Source organism: Nocardia sp. XZ_19_385 (assembly GCF_015355755.1).
In the GTDB taxonomy this organism is placed as follows: Bacteria; Actinomycetota; Actinomycetes; order Mycobacteriales; family Mycobacteriaceae; genus Nocardia.
In genome coordinates this window covers 453,469-468,769 of sequence record NZ_JACVEE010000003.1, presented here as the reverse complement: position 1 = coordinate 468,769, position 15,301 = coordinate 453,469, and the positions used below count along the sequence as shown (strand labels likewise).

Genomic DNA, 15,301 nt, shown 5'->3' with positions numbered 1-15,301 from the left:
CCTCATGAGAGAGGACGACGCCTACTCCGAGTTCGCCACCCCCGCGGAACGGCAGAGCTGGGCCAAGCAGAACAACCTCATGTACGGCGGCCTGATCGCCATCGGGGTGGTGATCCTGCAGGGCTTCCTCACCGCGCATCCGCTCGGCACCTCCGCGAGGATCTCGGTGATCGCCTTCGCGATCGCGCTGCCCTTGCTCGCGGTGCTGATCCTGCTCGGCGAACTGCGCAGCGGGGATTCCCCGGCCCCATCCAATGCCACCGACGAGGCCGTCAAAGGCCTGGCGATGCTCGCCTCGATCATCGGCGTGATCGCCGCGTTCTGGCATATCGACTGGGTGGCGGGCGTCGCCATCCTCGTCACCGGTGCGCTCGCCCTCGGTGTCTACGGCTCGCACTTCTCTGGCAGCCGGTTCGGGCAGGTCGCGAACCGGTTCCGGCGCAGCGGCAACAACACCCCGCAGAACGCGGGTCACCAGCCGGCGCCGCCGCGGCATCCGTACCCCACCGGCCCCGAGGCACCCACCACCGTGATGCCGCACCCGGCCCGCCAGCAGCAACAGCAGCAGTTTCCGAGCGGGCCGACCACCGAGCACCAGTTCCCGAACGGGCCCGGCGGACAACAACATCCAGGCGGGCATCAGCCTCCGGGACCGCATCCCGGCTCCCAGCAGTACCCGGGCCAGGCTCCCCCACCCAGCGGCACACCCAACAGCTGAGTCCGGCCCGGAATCGGCCGCGCGACGGGATCATGGTCGTTATGGCGACGCGCGAAGTGGTGCGAGCGGGGCCGTTCGCGAAGATCTACGACCCCACGGTCGGCGAACACCGCCCCTGGTACATCAACGACCACACTGTCGTGCGCGCCGACGACGGCCGCTGGCATCTGTTCGGCATCACCCACCCCGAACCCGCCGACCCGTTCCACGAGGTCGAATTCGCGCACGCCGTAGCCCGCGACCTGCACGGCCCCTGGACCAAGCGGGCCCCCGCCCTCACCGTCGATCCCGGCTACGGCGAAACCCACCTGTGGGCCCCGCACGTAATCCATTCCCGCGGGCGCTATTACATGTTCTATGCGGGCGGCGGGCCGGACCGCACCCGCGCCGCTATCAACCTCGCCACCTCCCCCGACCTGTTCCGCTGGACCCGCAGCCCGCACGGCCCGCTCTTCCACGACGGCTACGACGCCCGCGACCCCATGATCTTGCGCTTGGGCGAGAAATGGGTGATGTACTACTGCGCGACCAGCACACCCCAGGGCGGCCACCACGTCGTCTGCTACCGCCTCAGCACCGACCTCACCCGCTGGGGCGACCGCCACATCGCCTACACCGACCCCACCATCGGCACCGAAGCCGGCAACACCGAATCCCCGTTCGTGGTCCCCCACAACAACTCCTGGTACCTCTTCATCGGCCCCCGCCCCACCTATGTCGGCACCGATGTCTTCCGCAGCGACAATCCCTTCCGCTTCCGCATCGGCGACAAGGTCGGCCACATCCGCTCGCACGCCGCGGAGCTGGTGCAGGACGCGGACCAGTGGTGGATCACCAGCGCGGGCTGGGGTCAGGGCGGGGTGCACTTGGCGCAGTTGTCGTTTCCGACCCGGACCTCGGGAACAGTCGTCCCGCGCTGACCGGCGCGTCTTCTTAGGAACGAATCAGTCCTAAGCCGATTCTACCGTTGCAGACATGACAAACATCGAGCCTTTCCGCATCGACATTCCGCAGTCCGATCTGGACGATCTCCACGCGCGCCTCGCGAACACGCGCTGGCCCGACGAATTGCCGGGCGTCGGCTGGACTTACGGCATTCCCACCTCGTATGTGCGGGAGCTGGCCGAATATTGGCGCACCGGCTACGACTGGCGAGCAGCCGAGGCCGCCCGCAACACGGTGCCCCAGTTCGTCACCGAGATCGACGGGCAGCGCCTGCATTTCGCGCATGTGCGTTCCCCGGAGCCGGACGCGTTGCCGCTGGTACTGATCCATGGCTGGCCGTTCGAGGATTTCACCGAGATGATCGGGCCGCTCACCGATCCCGGCGCCCACGGCGGGGACCCGGCGGATGCGTTCCACCTGGTGATTCCGAGCCTGCCGGGCTGCGGACTGTCCGGACCGACCCGCAATCCGGGCGAGGCCGCTACCGAGCGCAGCGCCGAGCTCATCGCGAAACTCATGTCCCGGCTCGGCTACTCGCGGTACGGGACGCAGGGTGGCGACGCCGGTTCGTTCATCGCTCCGCAGCTGGGCCGCATCGATACCGAGCATGTCGCCGGAGTCCATCTCAACGATCCGATCACCATCCCCACCTGGGATGACGACGGCTCCGGCTACAGCGCCGAGGATCAGGAGAAGCTGGCGCAACTGCAGGACTGGTCGAATCAGGGCAGCTCCGCCTATGCCATGGTGCACGCCAGCCGTCCGCAAACCATCGCGCCCGCGGTCGCGGATTCCCCGGCGGCGATGCTCGCCTGGATCCTGGATGTGGTTCAGACCTATACGAATCCGGCGAGCTCACGCCCGGACCATGCCATCGACCGCGACCTGCTCCTGACCAATCTGGCAGTGCTGTGGTTCACCAACACCGCTGCGTCGTCGATGCGGCTGTACCACGAATCGCAGCAGTGGGGCGCCGACCTCCCGAACTCCGGTGTTCCCACCGGCGTCGCGATCTTCCCCGGCGGCAGCACGATCCGCGGCCTCGCCGAGAAGCAGAACACCGTGGTGCACTGGTCGGAATTCGACCGGGGTGGCCATTTCGCCTCGATGGAAGCTCCGGACCTGCTGACCGCGGACCTGCGCGAGTTCTTCCGCAAGCTGCGCTGAGGATCGGCGCTAGGCGTACCACCAGGCGGTGGTCGCGATGTCGGCGTGCTCCAGCGGGAGGTATGTCTCCGGGTCACCCCAGCCCAGCGCCTGGATCGTGACCCGCAGGTTCTCTTGGAAGCAGATGGGGTCGCGGACGTGCCAGCGATACATGCCGAAGCGCTGGTGGGCCCGGTAGATCTCATCGGGTGGAAGGACCTGGTGCAGGCCGACATACGGGGTGGAGTAGGTGCGGTAGGCGCCGGCCAGGTCGAAGTTCCAGGCGCCGCCGAAGTAGTCCTCGGTGCCGGTGCCGCAGAGGGTGGGGTGGGTGGCGTCGCCGTCGAGGTAGAACTTGAGTTCGCCCTCGCCCCACCAGCCGTCGGCGCCGGGCTGGATGGCCAGGTAGGTGCCGACATAGCGGCCGGGGCCGGATGCCGCGTCGAGGATGGTGTGGATCGCGGGAATGCCGAGAGGTGCGCTGCGCCGCCACTCGGTGTGCAGGTAGGCGGTGTTCTCGGGGAGGTCTTCCTCGGTGTAGGTGAGCTGGTAGTACACCGGTACCGTGCGGTCGCTGCCGTTGTGCAGGGTGATGCGGGCGCGGGAACGGAACGGCATGGGCCAGTAGCTGTTCAGGCCGCCGGCCGGGGCGACGACCATCATTTCTGAGCCGAGCAGGGCCAGTTCTTCCCAGCCGTTGCAGAAGAAGTGGCCGAGCGGAAGGTCGACGGCGGAACGCGGGTCGTCGTCCCAGTGCATGCGCAGTGTGAGTTGGCGCAGCACAGCGCGATCGGTGGTCAGCCAGAAGTGCCGGAATACCCCGGGGCCGGAAACCTCTGCCAGTAAAGCGGTTTCACCTGGGGTGAGGTGAATGGACGGCGAGACCTTCCAGCCGGGACCGAGAAACCGGGACGCGTGCGCGCCGGTGCCCTCGGTGGCCTGTGCGCCGCCGCCGCGCGCGCCGGTCGGGTTCTCCGGGCTGACCGAGCGGGTGCGCGCGGCGTCGAGGCGCCACAGGTCCGGGGAAGATCCCGCTGGGGTCATAAGCCCGGCCAGCCATATCGGGCGGGTCCGGCGGCCTGGCCCGCGAGGCGTTGCGAATTCGTCGACACGCTGGGTTTCGCGGCGACCTGACCGCCTTCGCCTTCGGCGGCGGCGCGGCGCACAGCGTCCATGTCCAGCCACATGATCTGCTGCACAACCTCTTCCAGATCGGCGGCAGGCAGGAACCCGGCCTTGTTGAACACCAGCAAACCCTCGCGGAACGCCATCAGGGTCGGGAATCGGTCGACCTGCGCCAGCGCGGTCAGCTCGATCTCGGCTTCGACGTCGACCTTGCCGTACACCAGCTCCGGGTGCCGCTCCGCGGAATCCTCGTACACGGGCGCGAAGTGGGTGCTCGGCCCGCACCAGCCGGCCCACCAATCGACGAGGACGATGTTGTTACCGGCTACGACGGTGCTGAAGTTGAGCTGGGTCAAGGTCACGGTGGGCATGAAGGTCCTCCCGGGTGTTCGCTGGTACCGCACACCCAATCATGGTGAAAATAACCTCGCATCCTCGCATGGGGGTCCTATTCGGCACCAGCCGGGTGCGCGCGGTGTTGCTCGCGGGCCAGGAAGTGCGCGATCTCGGCGGTAGCGGTGTAGAGCTCGCGGTAGTGCCGGTAGAACGGTTCGTATTGGTCGTAGCGCTGCCGGTCGGGTTCGACGGTGTCCACCACCGGATTCCAGCCGGCGGTATCGATGCCGGCCGCGGCGGCCGCGAACATGGCGTCGCCGAGGCAGGCGCCGATGGTCTCGGCGGTCAGTTGCTGGGGCATGCCGGTGACGTCGGAGACGATCTGGGTCCACAGACCGCCCCTGGTGCCGCCGCCGACCGCGACCAAGCGCTGCGCCTGCCCGCCTTCCTCGCTCATCGCGGCCAAGTTGTGCCGGACGCCGTAGGCGATGGATTCCAGTGCGGCACGGTACAACTCGGAGCGGCCGTGGCCGAGGGTGAGTCCGGCGATCAGGCCGCGGGCGTCCGGGTCGAACAGGGGCGTGCGCTCCCCCGCGAAGTACGGCAGCACCAGCAGCCCGCGACTGCCCAGCGGCACCCGGGCGGCTTCCTCGACGAGGTCGGAGAAATCACCGCCGACGAGTTTGCGCAACCACTCGGTCACCGCGCCGGAGGTGGCCATGCCGGCCGCCACCGTGTAGGTGCCGGGCCAGGCGCCGCAGGTGGTCCACAGGCCAGGGTGCGGTTGCGGTTCGGTCAGTACCTGGACCAGGAACATGGTGGTGCCATACATGACCATCGCGTCACCGGGCGCCGCGACCCCGACGCTGGCGGCCTCGGCCCAGGCGTCGACGGTGCCCGCGGTGACCGGTAGCCCGGCGGGCAGACCCGTTGCCGCCGAGGCGGTTTCGGTGACCGCGCCGACGATCTCGGAGGGCCAGGCGAGTTCGGGCAGCCGCAGCCACGGCGCGATGGTCTCGCACCAGTCCGCGGACCATTCGCGCTTGCGCAGGTCGTACATCGGCACGCACTGACTGGCCGACTGGTGGTCGAGAATGTAGCGGCCGGTGAGCCGGTGCACCAGAAAGGAACTCGCCATCAGCAGCAATTCGGTGCGGGCGGCGACCTCCGGTTCGTTCCAGGCGAGCCAGCGCAGTTTCGGGCCGATCGCCTGGGTGGTCAGCGGTGAACCCGCCCGTTCCAGGACCGTGTCCGCCCCGAATTCCTCGTTCAGTTCGGCGATTTCGGCGGTCGCGCGGGTGTCGACGCCATAGAGGATCGCGGGGCGCAGCGGATTGCCCGCGGCGTCGGCGGGCAGCAGGCACGGGCCGATACCGGAGACCCCGAGGCCGCCCAAGCGGGCACCGTCCGCGGCAGCGACCAGCTCCCGGGCGATCTCGACGAAATCCGTCCACCAGATCTTCTCCGCGTCGTGCTCCACCCAGCCCGGTCGTGGCGTCGAAACACCGTGCACGCGTTCGGCTCTGGCGACGATGCTGCCGTCGGGACGGACCAGCACGCCCTTCGAACTGGAGGTCCCGATGTCGACACCGAGGAATAGCGCGTCGCTCACCGCGCACCCCGAGTGAACTCGTCCAGGGTCACCCCGAGCAATCCGCATGCCGCGCGGACGGTTTCGCGGTGATCGCCGGGGACCGCGTGAATGTGATTGGCGCCGAAGCGGGACAGGAAGTCGTCGGCGGGCGCGTCCAGCCGGGCGAAGGCGTGCGGCCATTCCCAGGTCGACTGCCGCATCAACGCCTCGTTGGCCTCCGCGTCGTAGGTTTCGAATTCGCCCAGCATCAACTGCATTCGGTACGCCCCGTCCTTACGTGTGAGTCGCGCCAAGGTCATTTCCCCCGGTGCGGCGAGGTGGTGGACGGACGCGCCGCCCGCCGGGAAGAAGAACACCTCCGGATACAGGTGCACCTTCGCCAGGTTCTCCGCCGGATCGTCGCTGCGGGCCGCGAACCAGGTCGCGTGCTGCCCCGAATTGCACAGATCCCAGATGTCACGATCGGCGTGATAGTGCCGTACATCCGCGAAAAGCACTGGCGTACCGGCGATCTGCTTCAGCAGCTGCATGGTAAGCGCACCGTCCATATCCGCCTCGGTGGCGCACACGTGGGTCTCTTTCGGCCCGTTCCAATCGTAGGGATCGTTCAGGAACGCCTCGGTGACGTCCATGGTCGCGAAATACTGGGTGAGTTCCGGCTGCCCCTTGATCCCGCTGAAATCCAGCCGCCACTCCTCGATCAGCTCACGCACCGCCAGATACGAGCGAATCTGGCGTTCCAGCAGCTCCGGGGTCAATTTCTGCCCGTCGTAATGCACGGTGGCATGCTGCTCCAGCCATTCCCGCGCACCCTTCGCCTCCGCACCATCGGCTAGTTCCGCGCGCCGCACGATCTCCCACTGATCGATCTCCTCGACATCGATCCCGAACAGCCGCTGCCACTGATCGGTATTGGCGACCGCGGTGTTCATCCCCATCGGCCGCCCACCGAACCGCCCGAAAGTACTGCCCCGCAAGGCCGCCACCGCACCCGCCGCCCGCGCCCTGGCCCCGATCGCGGCAATCAGCTCCGAATCAGCCGGGTCGCCCCACAACCGCGCATGCTCACGCCCGATCTGATCCAGCGCCCCACCGGCCGCCAGCATCCCCACCATTCCCGGCTGCACCGGATCGATATTCGACAACAACAGCAACGGCCCCGGCGTCACCCCCGCCGCCAGCATCGTGAAATGCGGGAAAGCCCACACCGCATAATGGAACACCGTCAAATCGACCCCGGCCGCCGCCACACTCCGCGCCACCGACCCGGCCAGCGCATTGTCACTGATCGGCGTAGACCCGCAGATCACCTCGTGCCCGGCCTCCGTAAGCGCCGCAACCAGACGATCTTCCGTCGTCCTGATGAAATGCGCGATACCCGCGTGCACATAGTCGCGCCCGTCGGAAAAACTGATAACGCCGATGCGTGCCATGCCGTGCCTCCCGCAGCTGGGTGGTCGGAGATGTCGACGGATCTACAGATACCAGGGGGCGCAGGCGGTTTGGGCTCGATCGAGCGAACGGCGGCCGGATCGCAACGTGCCGCGGCAACCCGCACCGCTGCATCGCAATTCAGGACAGGTCGGGATCTGTTGCTTCCCAATCCATTTCGAGAAGTTCGTCGGCGCGGGCGAGGGCGTCGTCCATGGTCGCACCGAGGTCATCCAGCAGCGACATACCGTCCAGCATGCCGGTCATTTCCTGGCGCATGGATTCGATTTCGGCGATCGCCGGGTCGACGGGTGACCAGGCGACGCGGTCCAGCCACCACGGTTCCTCGTCGACCCAGGCCCACAGGATGTCGCGGACCAGGGTCGGGTCGGAGGTGTAGAGCTCGAACTCCCCGGCCTCGGAATGATGGCTCAACTGGTAGACGAGATCTGGGAGCAGACGAGCCCGAATCGACTGGCCGCTCCCGCGTTCGATCTCGAGATACGGCTCCGCCGGCGGAGCCTGTGCGTCGAGGAGGTCGTCGAGCATGGGCTCGGTCAGCGCATCCAGCGTGATCCCCTCGCCGGTCCGAACCCGGAGCTCGAATTCGTCGCTCGCTCTGTCGTTCACCCCGCCTGGCACCCCATACCGGACAGCGCCGCCGACCGCCGGATCCCGCCGGGAAACCGTGCTGCTGCCATATCGACCACGCTGGACACGGCACCAGTGTGCCCGATCCCACCCACCACCACATCGCATACCTCACCCGACGTAGCGCGACTTGCCAAGTGGGACATGGTCGAGGCATCCGCCGAGAAAGCCCCCGGTGGTGTCCCACTTAACCAATCCGGACCACGGGCGACCGGCGACATCGAGGCGGGAACCGGGAGAAATGCGGCCGGTGCGCCAGGTGCGGGTGCAAGGTAGAGGGATGCGCGCGGTGGTGGTGGAGACGCCTGGGCGGTTCTCGGTGCGGGAGGTGCCGGATCCGGCGCCCCAGGCCGGGGAGGTGGTGGTGCGGGTTCATGCGGTCGGGATCTGCGGGACCGACGTGCACATTGTCGAAGGGGAGTTTCCGCCGACGCCGTATCCGATTGTGCCCGGGCATGAATTCGCCGGGGAGATCGTGACAGCGGCGGGCGAATGGCGGGTTGGGGATCGGGTGGCGGTGGACCCGTCGTTGTTCTGCGGGGCTTGCCATTACTGCGGGATCGGGCGCGGGAATCTGTGTGAGCGATGGGGTGCCATCGGCGACACCGTGGATGGGGCGATGGCCGAGTATGTGGCGGTGCCGGCGGCCAACTGTTATCGGTTGCCGGAGGGGATGCCGATGACGCACGGGGCGTTGGTGGAGCCGCTGTCGTGCGCGGTGCACGGGTTCGACCGGTTGCCACGGACGCTCGGAGCGCACTATCTGCTGTACGGGGCGGGGACGATGGGCTTGTTGATGTTGCAGCTGGCGCGAATAGCCGGGGCCGCTTCGGTGTCGGTGGTGGATGTGAACACCGCGCGGCTCGAGGTGGCGGCGAAGTTGGGCGCCGATGCGATTGCGACTGGGGCCGAAGAGTTCGACCGGGCTCGAGGTTGGGAAGTCGTAATCGACTGCACCGGGGCAATCGCGGCGATCGAAGACGGGTTGACACGGGTCCGGCGAGGCGGGGTGTTTCAACAGTTCGGGGTGGCGCCGGGCGCGGCGACCGCGGCGGTGTCGCCGTTCCGGATCTACAACGACGAGATCAGCATCATCGGTTCGATGGCGGTGCTCGGAAGTTTCGGGCGCGCAGTGGAACTCATGGGCAAGGGCGCGATCGATGCCGAAACCATGATCACGCACACCTTCGGGCTCGACGAGTTTCCGGATGCGCTCCAGGCTTTCCGCAACGGGGTGGGCCGAAAGATCCAGATTCGTCCGAGCGGCGCTCGAGAGGCGTCGATGGCGTCACAGGGTGACGCGATGCGTGGGAGCATGTAGGGCATACCGGGGGTACCGGATATCTCGAGCAATGTGAGGGGCCTGCGATGACGCGGTGCGATGTGGTGATTCGCGGCGGGACGGTGTTCGACGGGGCGGGTAGTGCGCCTCGGGTTGCCGATGTCGGGGTCACTGACGGCAAAGTTGTTGCGATCGGGGAAGGGCTGCCCGACGGGGTGCGCACGATCGAGGCGGCGGGGAAATGGGTGATGCCCGGGATGCTCGATGTGCACACCCACTATGACGCGGAGGTGCTCGGGAGCCCTGGGCTGGGGGAATCGGTGCGGCACGGCGTGACGACGGTGGTGTTCGGGAATTGTTCGCTGTCCACGGTTTACGCCGACGCGGAGGATTGCGCCGATATGTTCGCGCGTGTGGAGGCGCTGCCCTGGGACGCGGTCAATGCGGCGGTGAAGGAGCATAAGGATTGGGACGATCCGAAGTCCTATGCCGCGTCGCTGGCGGGGCGGCCGCTCGGCGCGAATGTGGCTGCGCTGCTCGGGCATTCGGATATCCGTGTCGCCGTCATGGGGTTGGAGCGGGCGGTCGATGGGAATGTGGAGCCGACCGCGGCCGAGCTGGATCGCATGCGCCACATGCTGATCGACGCACTGGATGCCGGGTTCGTCGGATTGTCCACTATCCGCAGCTCGTTCTCCAAGCTGGAAGGTAAGCGCTATCCCACTCGGCAGTTGCCTTCGACATACGCCAGCTGGCGAGAGTACGCCGCGCTGAATGAGATTCTGCGGCAACGCAATCGGGTGCATCAGAGCACGCCGACGCTCACCTCGCGGCTGGAGATGGCGCGGTACTTCGCCCAGAGCGCGGGGCGGTTCCGCCGGCCGTTGAAGACCACGCTGATCGCCGCCGCCGATGTGAAGGCCGACCGGACCACCGCCCGCGCCGCTGTCGCCGCGGCCTGGCTGTCCAACAAGCTGGGTGGTGCGCGGTTCCGCTGGCAGCATCTGCCGGTGCCGTTCGAGGTGTATGCCGACGGCGTCGACCTGGTGGTGTTCGAGGAATTCGGTTCCGGTGTAGCGGCTTTGAACATTCGTGACGTCATGCGGCGGAGCGAGTTGCTCGCGGACGAGGGCTACCGTCGCCGGTTCCGTAAGGATCTCGGCAAGCGCTTCGGGCCACGGGTGTGGCACCGGAATCTCTACGACGCGGAGATCGTGGGGTGCCCGGACGCCGCGGTGATCGGTAAATCCTTCGGCCAGGTCGCCGACGAACGCGGCATCCATCCCGCCGACGCGCTGCTCGATCTGACCGTCGCGCACGGCTCCGCCCTGCGCTGGCGCACGGTCATCGCCAACGATCGCGACGACGTGCTGGACCGGCTGCAACTGTCACCGCAGGTGCAGGTCGGATTCGCCGATTCCGGTGCGCACCTGCGGAATATGGCGTTCTACAACTTCGGTCTGCGCCTGCTCGAACGGGTGCATCAGCGCGGTTTCATGCCGATCGAGCAGGCCGTCCATCGGCTCACCGGCGAGCTCGCCGACTGGTACGGACTCGACGCCGGTCAGCTGCGTGAGGGTGCGCGCGCCGATATCACGGTGATCGATCCGGCCGGTTTCGACGGATCCAGCGCCGCCTATGCCGAAGCGCCGATGCCCGGCATCGACGTGCGGCGGATGGTCAACCGCAACGACCGCGCCGTCGCCGCCACACTGGTGAACGGGCACCTGCTCTACGAGTACGGGAAATTCGCAAAAGGTTTCGGCACCGACCTGCATGCGGGAACATTCCTACGCGCCCGCTGAAAGCTCCGGCTCGTGGCGTGAACAGCCAGCGTTTCAGGTAATCGTCCTAGCCGTATCCGATGATTCTGCCTGTCTCGCACCGTCCTGATTCGAGGAGAGTTTCGACCGAACCGAGGAGTGCCGATGACCGAAGGTGACGTACGCAAGGCGATCGAGGCGGAACGGGGCGAGCTGGCCGATATTTTGGCCGGACTCGACGAGAGCGAATGGGACAAGCCGTCCTTGTGCGCCGGGTGGCGGGTGCGGGAGGTGGTCGCCCACATCACCATGCCGTTCCGGATGTCGCTCCCTACGTTCGGGCTCGAGATGATGAAGGCGCGCGGCAACTTCAATAAGATGGCGGACCGCGTGGCCCGCAGGGAGACCGCCGACATCTCGTCGGCGGCCTTCGTGAAATGCCTGCGCGACAACATCACCCACCCCTGGAAGCCGCCGGGCGGCAAGTTCGAGGACGCACTCGGTCACGACATCATCCACGGGCTCGACATCACTGTGGCGCTGGGACTCGATCGCGTCGTCCCGGAAGACCGGCTGCGGTATGTGATCAGCGAGCAATCGCCCAAGAGCATAAAGTTCTTCGGCGTCGACCTGAACGGCGTCGAATTGCGCGCCGACGACATGGACTGGACCTACGGCTCCGGCGAGCCACTGACCGGACGCGCCCAGGACCTGCTGCTGGTGCAGTGCGGCCGGAAACTGCCGCCAGGTCACTTGCACGGCGCGGCGGCAGGCCGGTTCACCTCTTGCTGACCAGCTTGGTCTTCAGCGCGTCCAGGGTCGCCGCGTCGATCCCGAGGCCCTCGCTGAGGAACTTCTCGAACGATCCGTAGGACTGCTTGATCTGGTCGAAGGAGGAGTCGAGGTAGTCGCGCTGCACGCCGACGATCGGGATCAGCAGAGCGCGATCCTTGATCAGGCCACGGGCCTCCAGCGCGGACAGCAGCGCCTCGTTCTCGGCGGCGAGGTTGTCGTTGGACTCCAGGAAGTCCTGGTAGATCTGACCTTTCGCGACGCCGAGCGCCTCCATGATGATGGCGGTCATCAAGCCGGTCCGGTCCTTGCCGGCGGTGCAGTGGAACAGGATCGGGCCGGGCGCGGTGGCGATGCTGCGCAGCGCGGTGCTGAACTGACCGCGGGCGGTCGGGTTGGTGATGAACCAGCGGTAGTAGGTCCGCATGATCTCGGCGGCTTTGCCGTTGCCGAGGGTTTCCTGCTGCTTCTCCGGGCCGCTGCCGATGATCTGAGAGATCATGATGTAGAAGTCGTTGGCGGGGTCGTACACCGGTAGTTCGATGCGCGGAATCGAGGCCGGCAGCTTGTCGGGCGCGGCGGCCACCTCGGTCGGGCTGCGGAAGTCGATGGCTCCGGTGATCTTCAAGGCCTCGAGCTTGGCCTGTTCACCGGCATCCAGTGTGTCCAGCGCGTCGGCGCGGAACACCTGGCCGAACTTCAGCTTGCCGCCGCCGGTCACCGGGTAGCCGCCGATGTCGCGAGCGTTGGGTGCGTGTGGCAGACCCATCGGGCGGTCGGCCTGGCCGGGCGCCCGGAGCACCGGTACGGCGGCCGAATCTGCTAGTGCCACAGGAATATTCAGCGGTAGAACACCGATGAACAAGGCAGCGGATGCGGCAACGGTGCCGCGGAGTGCGCGCGAGAAAGTCACGAGCGGGTTCCTTTCGATCATGAGCCACGAACACGGGCCCAAGCAGGGGTGCGCCTCAGGCGTCGGCGAGCAGGGTGACGGTGCCCGCGGCCCCGTCGACGCGGACGCGCTGGCCGTCCGAGAGGCTGGTGGTGGCGGTCTTGGTGTCGACCACGCAGGGGATGCCGAACTCCCGGGCGACGATGGCGGCGTGTGAGGCGGAGCCGCCGATGTCGGTGACCACGGCCGCCGCGTAGGCGAACATGGCGGTGTGGCCGGTGTCGGTGACCGAGGCGACCAGGATGTCGCCGGGCTCGATGTCATCGTCCAGGGAGAGCACGAGTTTCACCCGGCCCTCCACGACGCCGGGGCAGACGCCGATGCCGGTGAGGCTTTCGTCGGCGGCCAGCGCGCCCGCGTCGGCGACCGGTTCCCAGTGCCCGGCAATGACATCGGGCATGCGGAGCGCCTTCAGGCGTTCGCGCTCGGCCTTCCGGCGCGTGACCAGGCCCGCGACATCGGCTGGAGGAACGAAGATTTCGTCCAAGGTGAGGAAGTATGCGTCTTCGGGGACGCGGAGCACACCGGCATCGACGAGGCGGGCGCCACGTTCGCGCACCGCGATGCGCAGGCAGTGGTTGATCCGGACGACGGCGTCGCGGGCGCGTTCCCGGGCGACGGTCGCTCCCGCGGCCATGCGAGCGGTCCGACCCGGCGACTGATCTACGGGTTCCCTTTTCGGAGCGGGCATTTCGGCTGCGCGGGCGGCCGCGTTGACCAACAGGGTGGGCTTGTCACCGAAGGTCGGGTTGATCAGTTCGCATTCACCGGGGCCGCGGTGGGCGACCTCGGCCAGTTCCTCGTCCAAGGCTGTAGCGAAGGCAGCCGACTTCGCGCGGGCCCCGGCGACGTCGCCGGCGCGGGCGAGTTCGCGCAGATCCGGATCGGCACGGCAGATCTCGGCGAGGCGTTCCACCGCGAGCATCGGTTTCGCCGACTCCAGGCGACGCAGGTCGATCGGGACCTCGCCCGCGTTCTTGCCGCGGGCGTGGACGGCGGTGGCCGCGCCGGTCATCATGACGCCGATCGAGGCCGCCTGCCAGGCCTGATACAGCCGGTCACGCCAGAGCAGGGCGCGCACATGCAGCTGTTCGTCGGCGAGTTCGTGAATCGCCTCGGCGTCCAGCGCTTCGGCCTTCGCGGCGGCGTTGATCAGTTCGGCGGTGGCGCCGAAGCGGCGGGCGGTGGCGATCACCCGGGAGGTGGCGCGCCAGGTGCCCGCGACACTGCCGAGGCCGGTCGGCATGGGCGGTTTGCCGTGCGGGGTCAGCGGGATCTCGTCGGGAATATTGCCGTAGGCGTCGCGGCGGATGCTCTCCTCGTCCCAGCCGGGCATGTTCTCCGCGGCCAGCACGCCGATGGAGGCGTTGATGTAGATGTGATGGCCGAGCACCGTGGTGACGCGACTTGTCCAGTGCTCCAGCGCGATTCCGTCGAGGGCGATCATGGTGCCCATGGCCTCGTTGGCGAGCCGGATGGCGCCGGCGTGCAGATCGATGGTCAGCGGGGTGAGCGGGCCCGGCAGGGCCTCGGAGGTGTTGGTCGCGGTGTGCACCGGGTAGCGCGGGTCGACTCGGTCGTCGAATTCGCCCTCCAGGCCTTCGGGAGCGACGTCGGCCAGTTCGTGGTTGTCGGAGGTGCGCGCGCGAGCGGGAATCACGTGGCCGGGCAGGGGAATCGCGCCGCGACGGGTCCGGAAATCGCCACCCGCGGGTTTGCGCCCGACCATTCCGCGCACCAGGTCGGCGGCGACCTCGTGAGCGGTCCAGCCGCAGCGGAAACCCCAGTCCTCCTGCGCCGCGGCCGGGTTCAGCAGCGGCCTGCGCGCCGACCAGCCGGGTACCCATGCGGAATAGCGAACGCCCTTGTCGCGCATCACTTCCCGCACCTGCGCGGTGGTGACCACACCGGGGGCGGCGAGTTCGACGACGCCGACACGCGGTGCGGTCGCGGCCAGCACCAGGAAGCGTTCCAGGTCGTCGGTGTGCAGGAGCTGGAAGTTCTGCTCCGAGCGGGAGCCCAAGATCGGTTCGAGGGCGCGCCGGGTCTGGTGCCCGATGCGGCGGCCCGCGACCAGCGCGGTACGAACCAGGAGGTGTTCGGCTCCCGAATCCTTCAGGCTCTGAACGATTTCGGCCTCGGGCACGCCCGCCGACCGCACCCCGGCCACCACTGGAACCACCAGGTGCGCATCGGCTTCGCGCACCGCGTCGGCGATCGCCGAAACCCCGGGCCCGGCCAGATGGATCACCGTCGCGCACTCGGCGACAGCCTTGGCGCACACCGCCGGATCGGCGGGATTGCCTTCGGTGAACTGCACGCGCGGATCGACGAAGCGATGCCACCGCTGGTCCAGCCCCGCCACCTCATGCCCGGCGGCCAACAGCATGCGCGCTACGGCACGACCGCTGGGTTCGGTGACTCCGGTGATCAGGACCCGCATCGACTTCCGCTCCTCACTGCGCCCGGTTTGTGAAAGTGACGCCGTTCACACACTGTCGCGAGTGCGCTGGGACGCGACGGAACCCAGTCCCACTGAGCGGTCGGCCGTCCTTGCCCACCGAGA

At 67.7% G+C, this 15,301-nt stretch carries 13 protein-coding genes; 6 read left to right on the top strand and 7 right to left on the bottom strand.

Going from position 1 to position 15,301, the window contains the following annotated elements:
- Window positions 1-4 precede the first annotated feature (4 nt).
- From IBX22_RS25780 to IBX22_RS25770, 3 genes are read left to right on the top strand one after another with little or no spacing between them, the layout of a single operon-like run.
- Window positions 5-718 carry a hypothetical protein gene (locus IBX22_RS25780; RefSeq protein ID WP_194818277.1) on the top strand — a complete coding sequence of 238 codons (714 nt, stop codon included), beginning with the start codon at window positions 5-7 and terminating at the stop codon, window positions 716-718.
- A gap of 41 nt (window positions 719-759) precedes the next feature.
- Window positions 760-1,638, top strand: coding sequence for a family 43 glycosylhydrolase (locus IBX22_RS25775; RefSeq protein ID WP_228539435.1), 879 nt, complete (start codon window positions 760-762; stop codon window positions 1,636-1,638).
- A gap of 55 nt (window positions 1,639-1,693) precedes the next feature.
- Complete coding sequence (locus IBX22_RS25770; protein WP_194818275.1) at window positions 1,694-2,830, top strand: epoxide hydrolase family protein; 1,137 nt, start codon at window positions 1,694-1,696, stop codon at window positions 2,828-2,830.
- A gap of 9 nt (window positions 2,831-2,839) precedes the next feature.
- Here IBX22_RS25770 and IBX22_RS25765 read toward each other — a convergent pair whose 3' ends face one another.
- The 5 genes from IBX22_RS25765 to IBX22_RS25745 form a co-directional block, all read right to left on the bottom strand.
- The gene (locus tag IBX22_RS25765) at window positions 2,840-3,853 is read right to left on the bottom strand and encodes a glycoside hydrolase family 172 protein (RefSeq protein ID WP_194818274.1); all 1,014 of its coding nucleotides are present in this window, start codon (window positions 3,851-3,853) and stop codon (window positions 2,840-2,842) included.
- Complete coding sequence (locus IBX22_RS25760; protein ID WP_194818273.1) at window positions 3,850-4,305, bottom strand: co-chaperone YbbN; 456 nt, start codon at window positions 4,303-4,305, stop codon at window positions 3,850-3,852. Before IBX22_RS25760 ends, IBX22_RS25765 begins: the two co-directional genes overlap by 4 nt.
- Before the next feature lie 77 nt (window positions 4,306-4,382).
- Window positions 4,383-5,882, bottom strand: coding sequence for an FGGY-family carbohydrate kinase (locus tag IBX22_RS25755; protein WP_194818272.1), 1,500 nt, complete (start codon window positions 5,880-5,882; stop codon window positions 4,383-4,385).
- Window positions 5,879-7,297, bottom strand: coding sequence for an L-fucose/L-arabinose isomerase family protein (locus IBX22_RS25750; RefSeq protein WP_194818271.1), 1,419 nt, complete (start codon window positions 7,295-7,297; stop codon window positions 5,879-5,881). The genes IBX22_RS25755 and IBX22_RS25750 overlap by 4 nt, the downstream gene beginning before the upstream one ends.
- Window positions 7,298-7,436: 139 nt before the next feature.
- Complete coding sequence (locus IBX22_RS25745) at window positions 7,437-7,925, bottom strand: hypothetical protein (RefSeq protein ID WP_194818270.1); 489 nt, start codon at window positions 7,923-7,925, stop codon at window positions 7,437-7,439.
- Window positions 7,926-8,226: 301 nt separating this feature from the next.
- On the opposite strand from IBX22_RS25745, the gene IBX22_RS25740 reads away from it, so the two are divergent.
- From IBX22_RS25740 to IBX22_RS25730, 3 genes are all read left to right on the top strand, one after another.
- Complete coding sequence (locus IBX22_RS25740; protein WP_194818269.1) at window positions 8,227-9,267, top strand: zinc-dependent alcohol dehydrogenase family protein; 1,041 nt, start codon at window positions 8,227-8,229, stop codon at window positions 9,265-9,267.
- A gap of 47 nt (window positions 9,268-9,314) precedes the next feature.
- Window positions 9,315-11,033 (top strand): amidohydrolase family protein, encoded by a 1,719-nt coding sequence (locus IBX22_RS25735; RefSeq protein WP_194818268.1) that lies wholly within the window; start codon window positions 9,315-9,317, stop codon window positions 11,031-11,033.
- Between the two features lie 123 nt (window positions 11,034-11,156).
- Window positions 11,157-11,783, top strand: a complete 627-nt coding sequence (locus IBX22_RS25730; RefSeq protein WP_194818267.1) for a maleylpyruvate isomerase family mycothiol-dependent enzyme — start codon at window positions 11,157-11,159, stop codon at window positions 11,781-11,783.
- On the opposite strand, the gene IBX22_RS25725 is transcribed toward IBX22_RS25730, so the two are convergent.
- Both IBX22_RS25725 and IBX22_RS38160 read right to left on the bottom strand, forming a co-directional pair.
- Window positions 11,770-12,696: a tyrosine-protein phosphatase gene (locus IBX22_RS25725; protein WP_309234792.1), complete on the bottom strand. Its 927-nt coding sequence runs from the start codon at window positions 12,694-12,696 to the stop codon at window positions 11,770-11,772. The two genes, IBX22_RS25730 and IBX22_RS25725, sit on opposite strands and share 14 nt — an antisense overlap.
- A 55-nt stretch (window positions 12,697-12,751) precedes the next feature.
- Window positions 12,752-15,178, bottom strand: coding sequence for a PEP-utilizing enzyme (locus IBX22_RS38160; protein ID WP_194818265.1), 2,427 nt, complete (start codon window positions 15,176-15,178; stop codon window positions 12,752-12,754).
- Between the last annotated feature and the right edge of the window lie 123 nt (window positions 15,179-15,301).

Bases quoted from the DNA above. Each gene is read 5' to 3' on its own strand.
- IBX22_RS25735 (WP_194818268.1), top strand. From the start codon at position 9,315: ATGACGCGGTGCGATGTGGTGATTCGCGGCGGGACGGTGTTCGACGGG.
- IBX22_RS25740 (WP_194818269.1), top strand. From the start codon at position 8,227: ATGCGCGCGGTGGTGGTGGAGACGCCTGGGCGGTTCTCGGTGCGGGAG.
- IBX22_RS38160 (WP_194818265.1), bottom strand. From the start codon at position 15,178: ATGCGGGTCCTGATCACCGGAGTCACCGAACCCAGCGGTCGTGCCGTA.
- IBX22_RS25770 (WP_194818275.1), top strand. From the start codon at position 1,694: ATGACAAACATCGAGCCTTTCCGCATCGACATTCCGCAGTCCGATCTG.
- IBX22_RS25775 (WP_228539435.1), top strand. From the start codon at position 760: ATGGCGACGCGCGAAGTGGTGCGAGCGGGGCCGTTCGCGAAGATCTAC.
- IBX22_RS25760 (WP_194818273.1), bottom strand. From the start codon at position 4,305: ATGCCCACCGTGACCTTGACCCAGCTCAACTTCAGCACCGTCGTAGCC.
- IBX22_RS25730 (WP_194818267.1), top strand. From the start codon at position 11,157: ATGACCGAAGGTGACGTACGCAAGGCGATCGAGGCGGAACGGGGCGAG.
- IBX22_RS25750 (WP_194818271.1), bottom strand. From the start codon at position 7,297: ATGGCACGCATCGGCGTTATCAGTTTTTCCGACGGGCGCGACTATGTG.
- IBX22_RS25765 (WP_194818274.1), bottom strand. From the start codon at position 3,853: ATGACCCCAGCGGGATCTTCCCCGGACCTGTGGCGCCTCGACGCCGCG.
- IBX22_RS25780 (WP_194818277.1), top strand. From the start codon at position 5: ATGAGAGAGGACGACGCCTACTCCGAGTTCGCCACCCCCGCGGAACGG.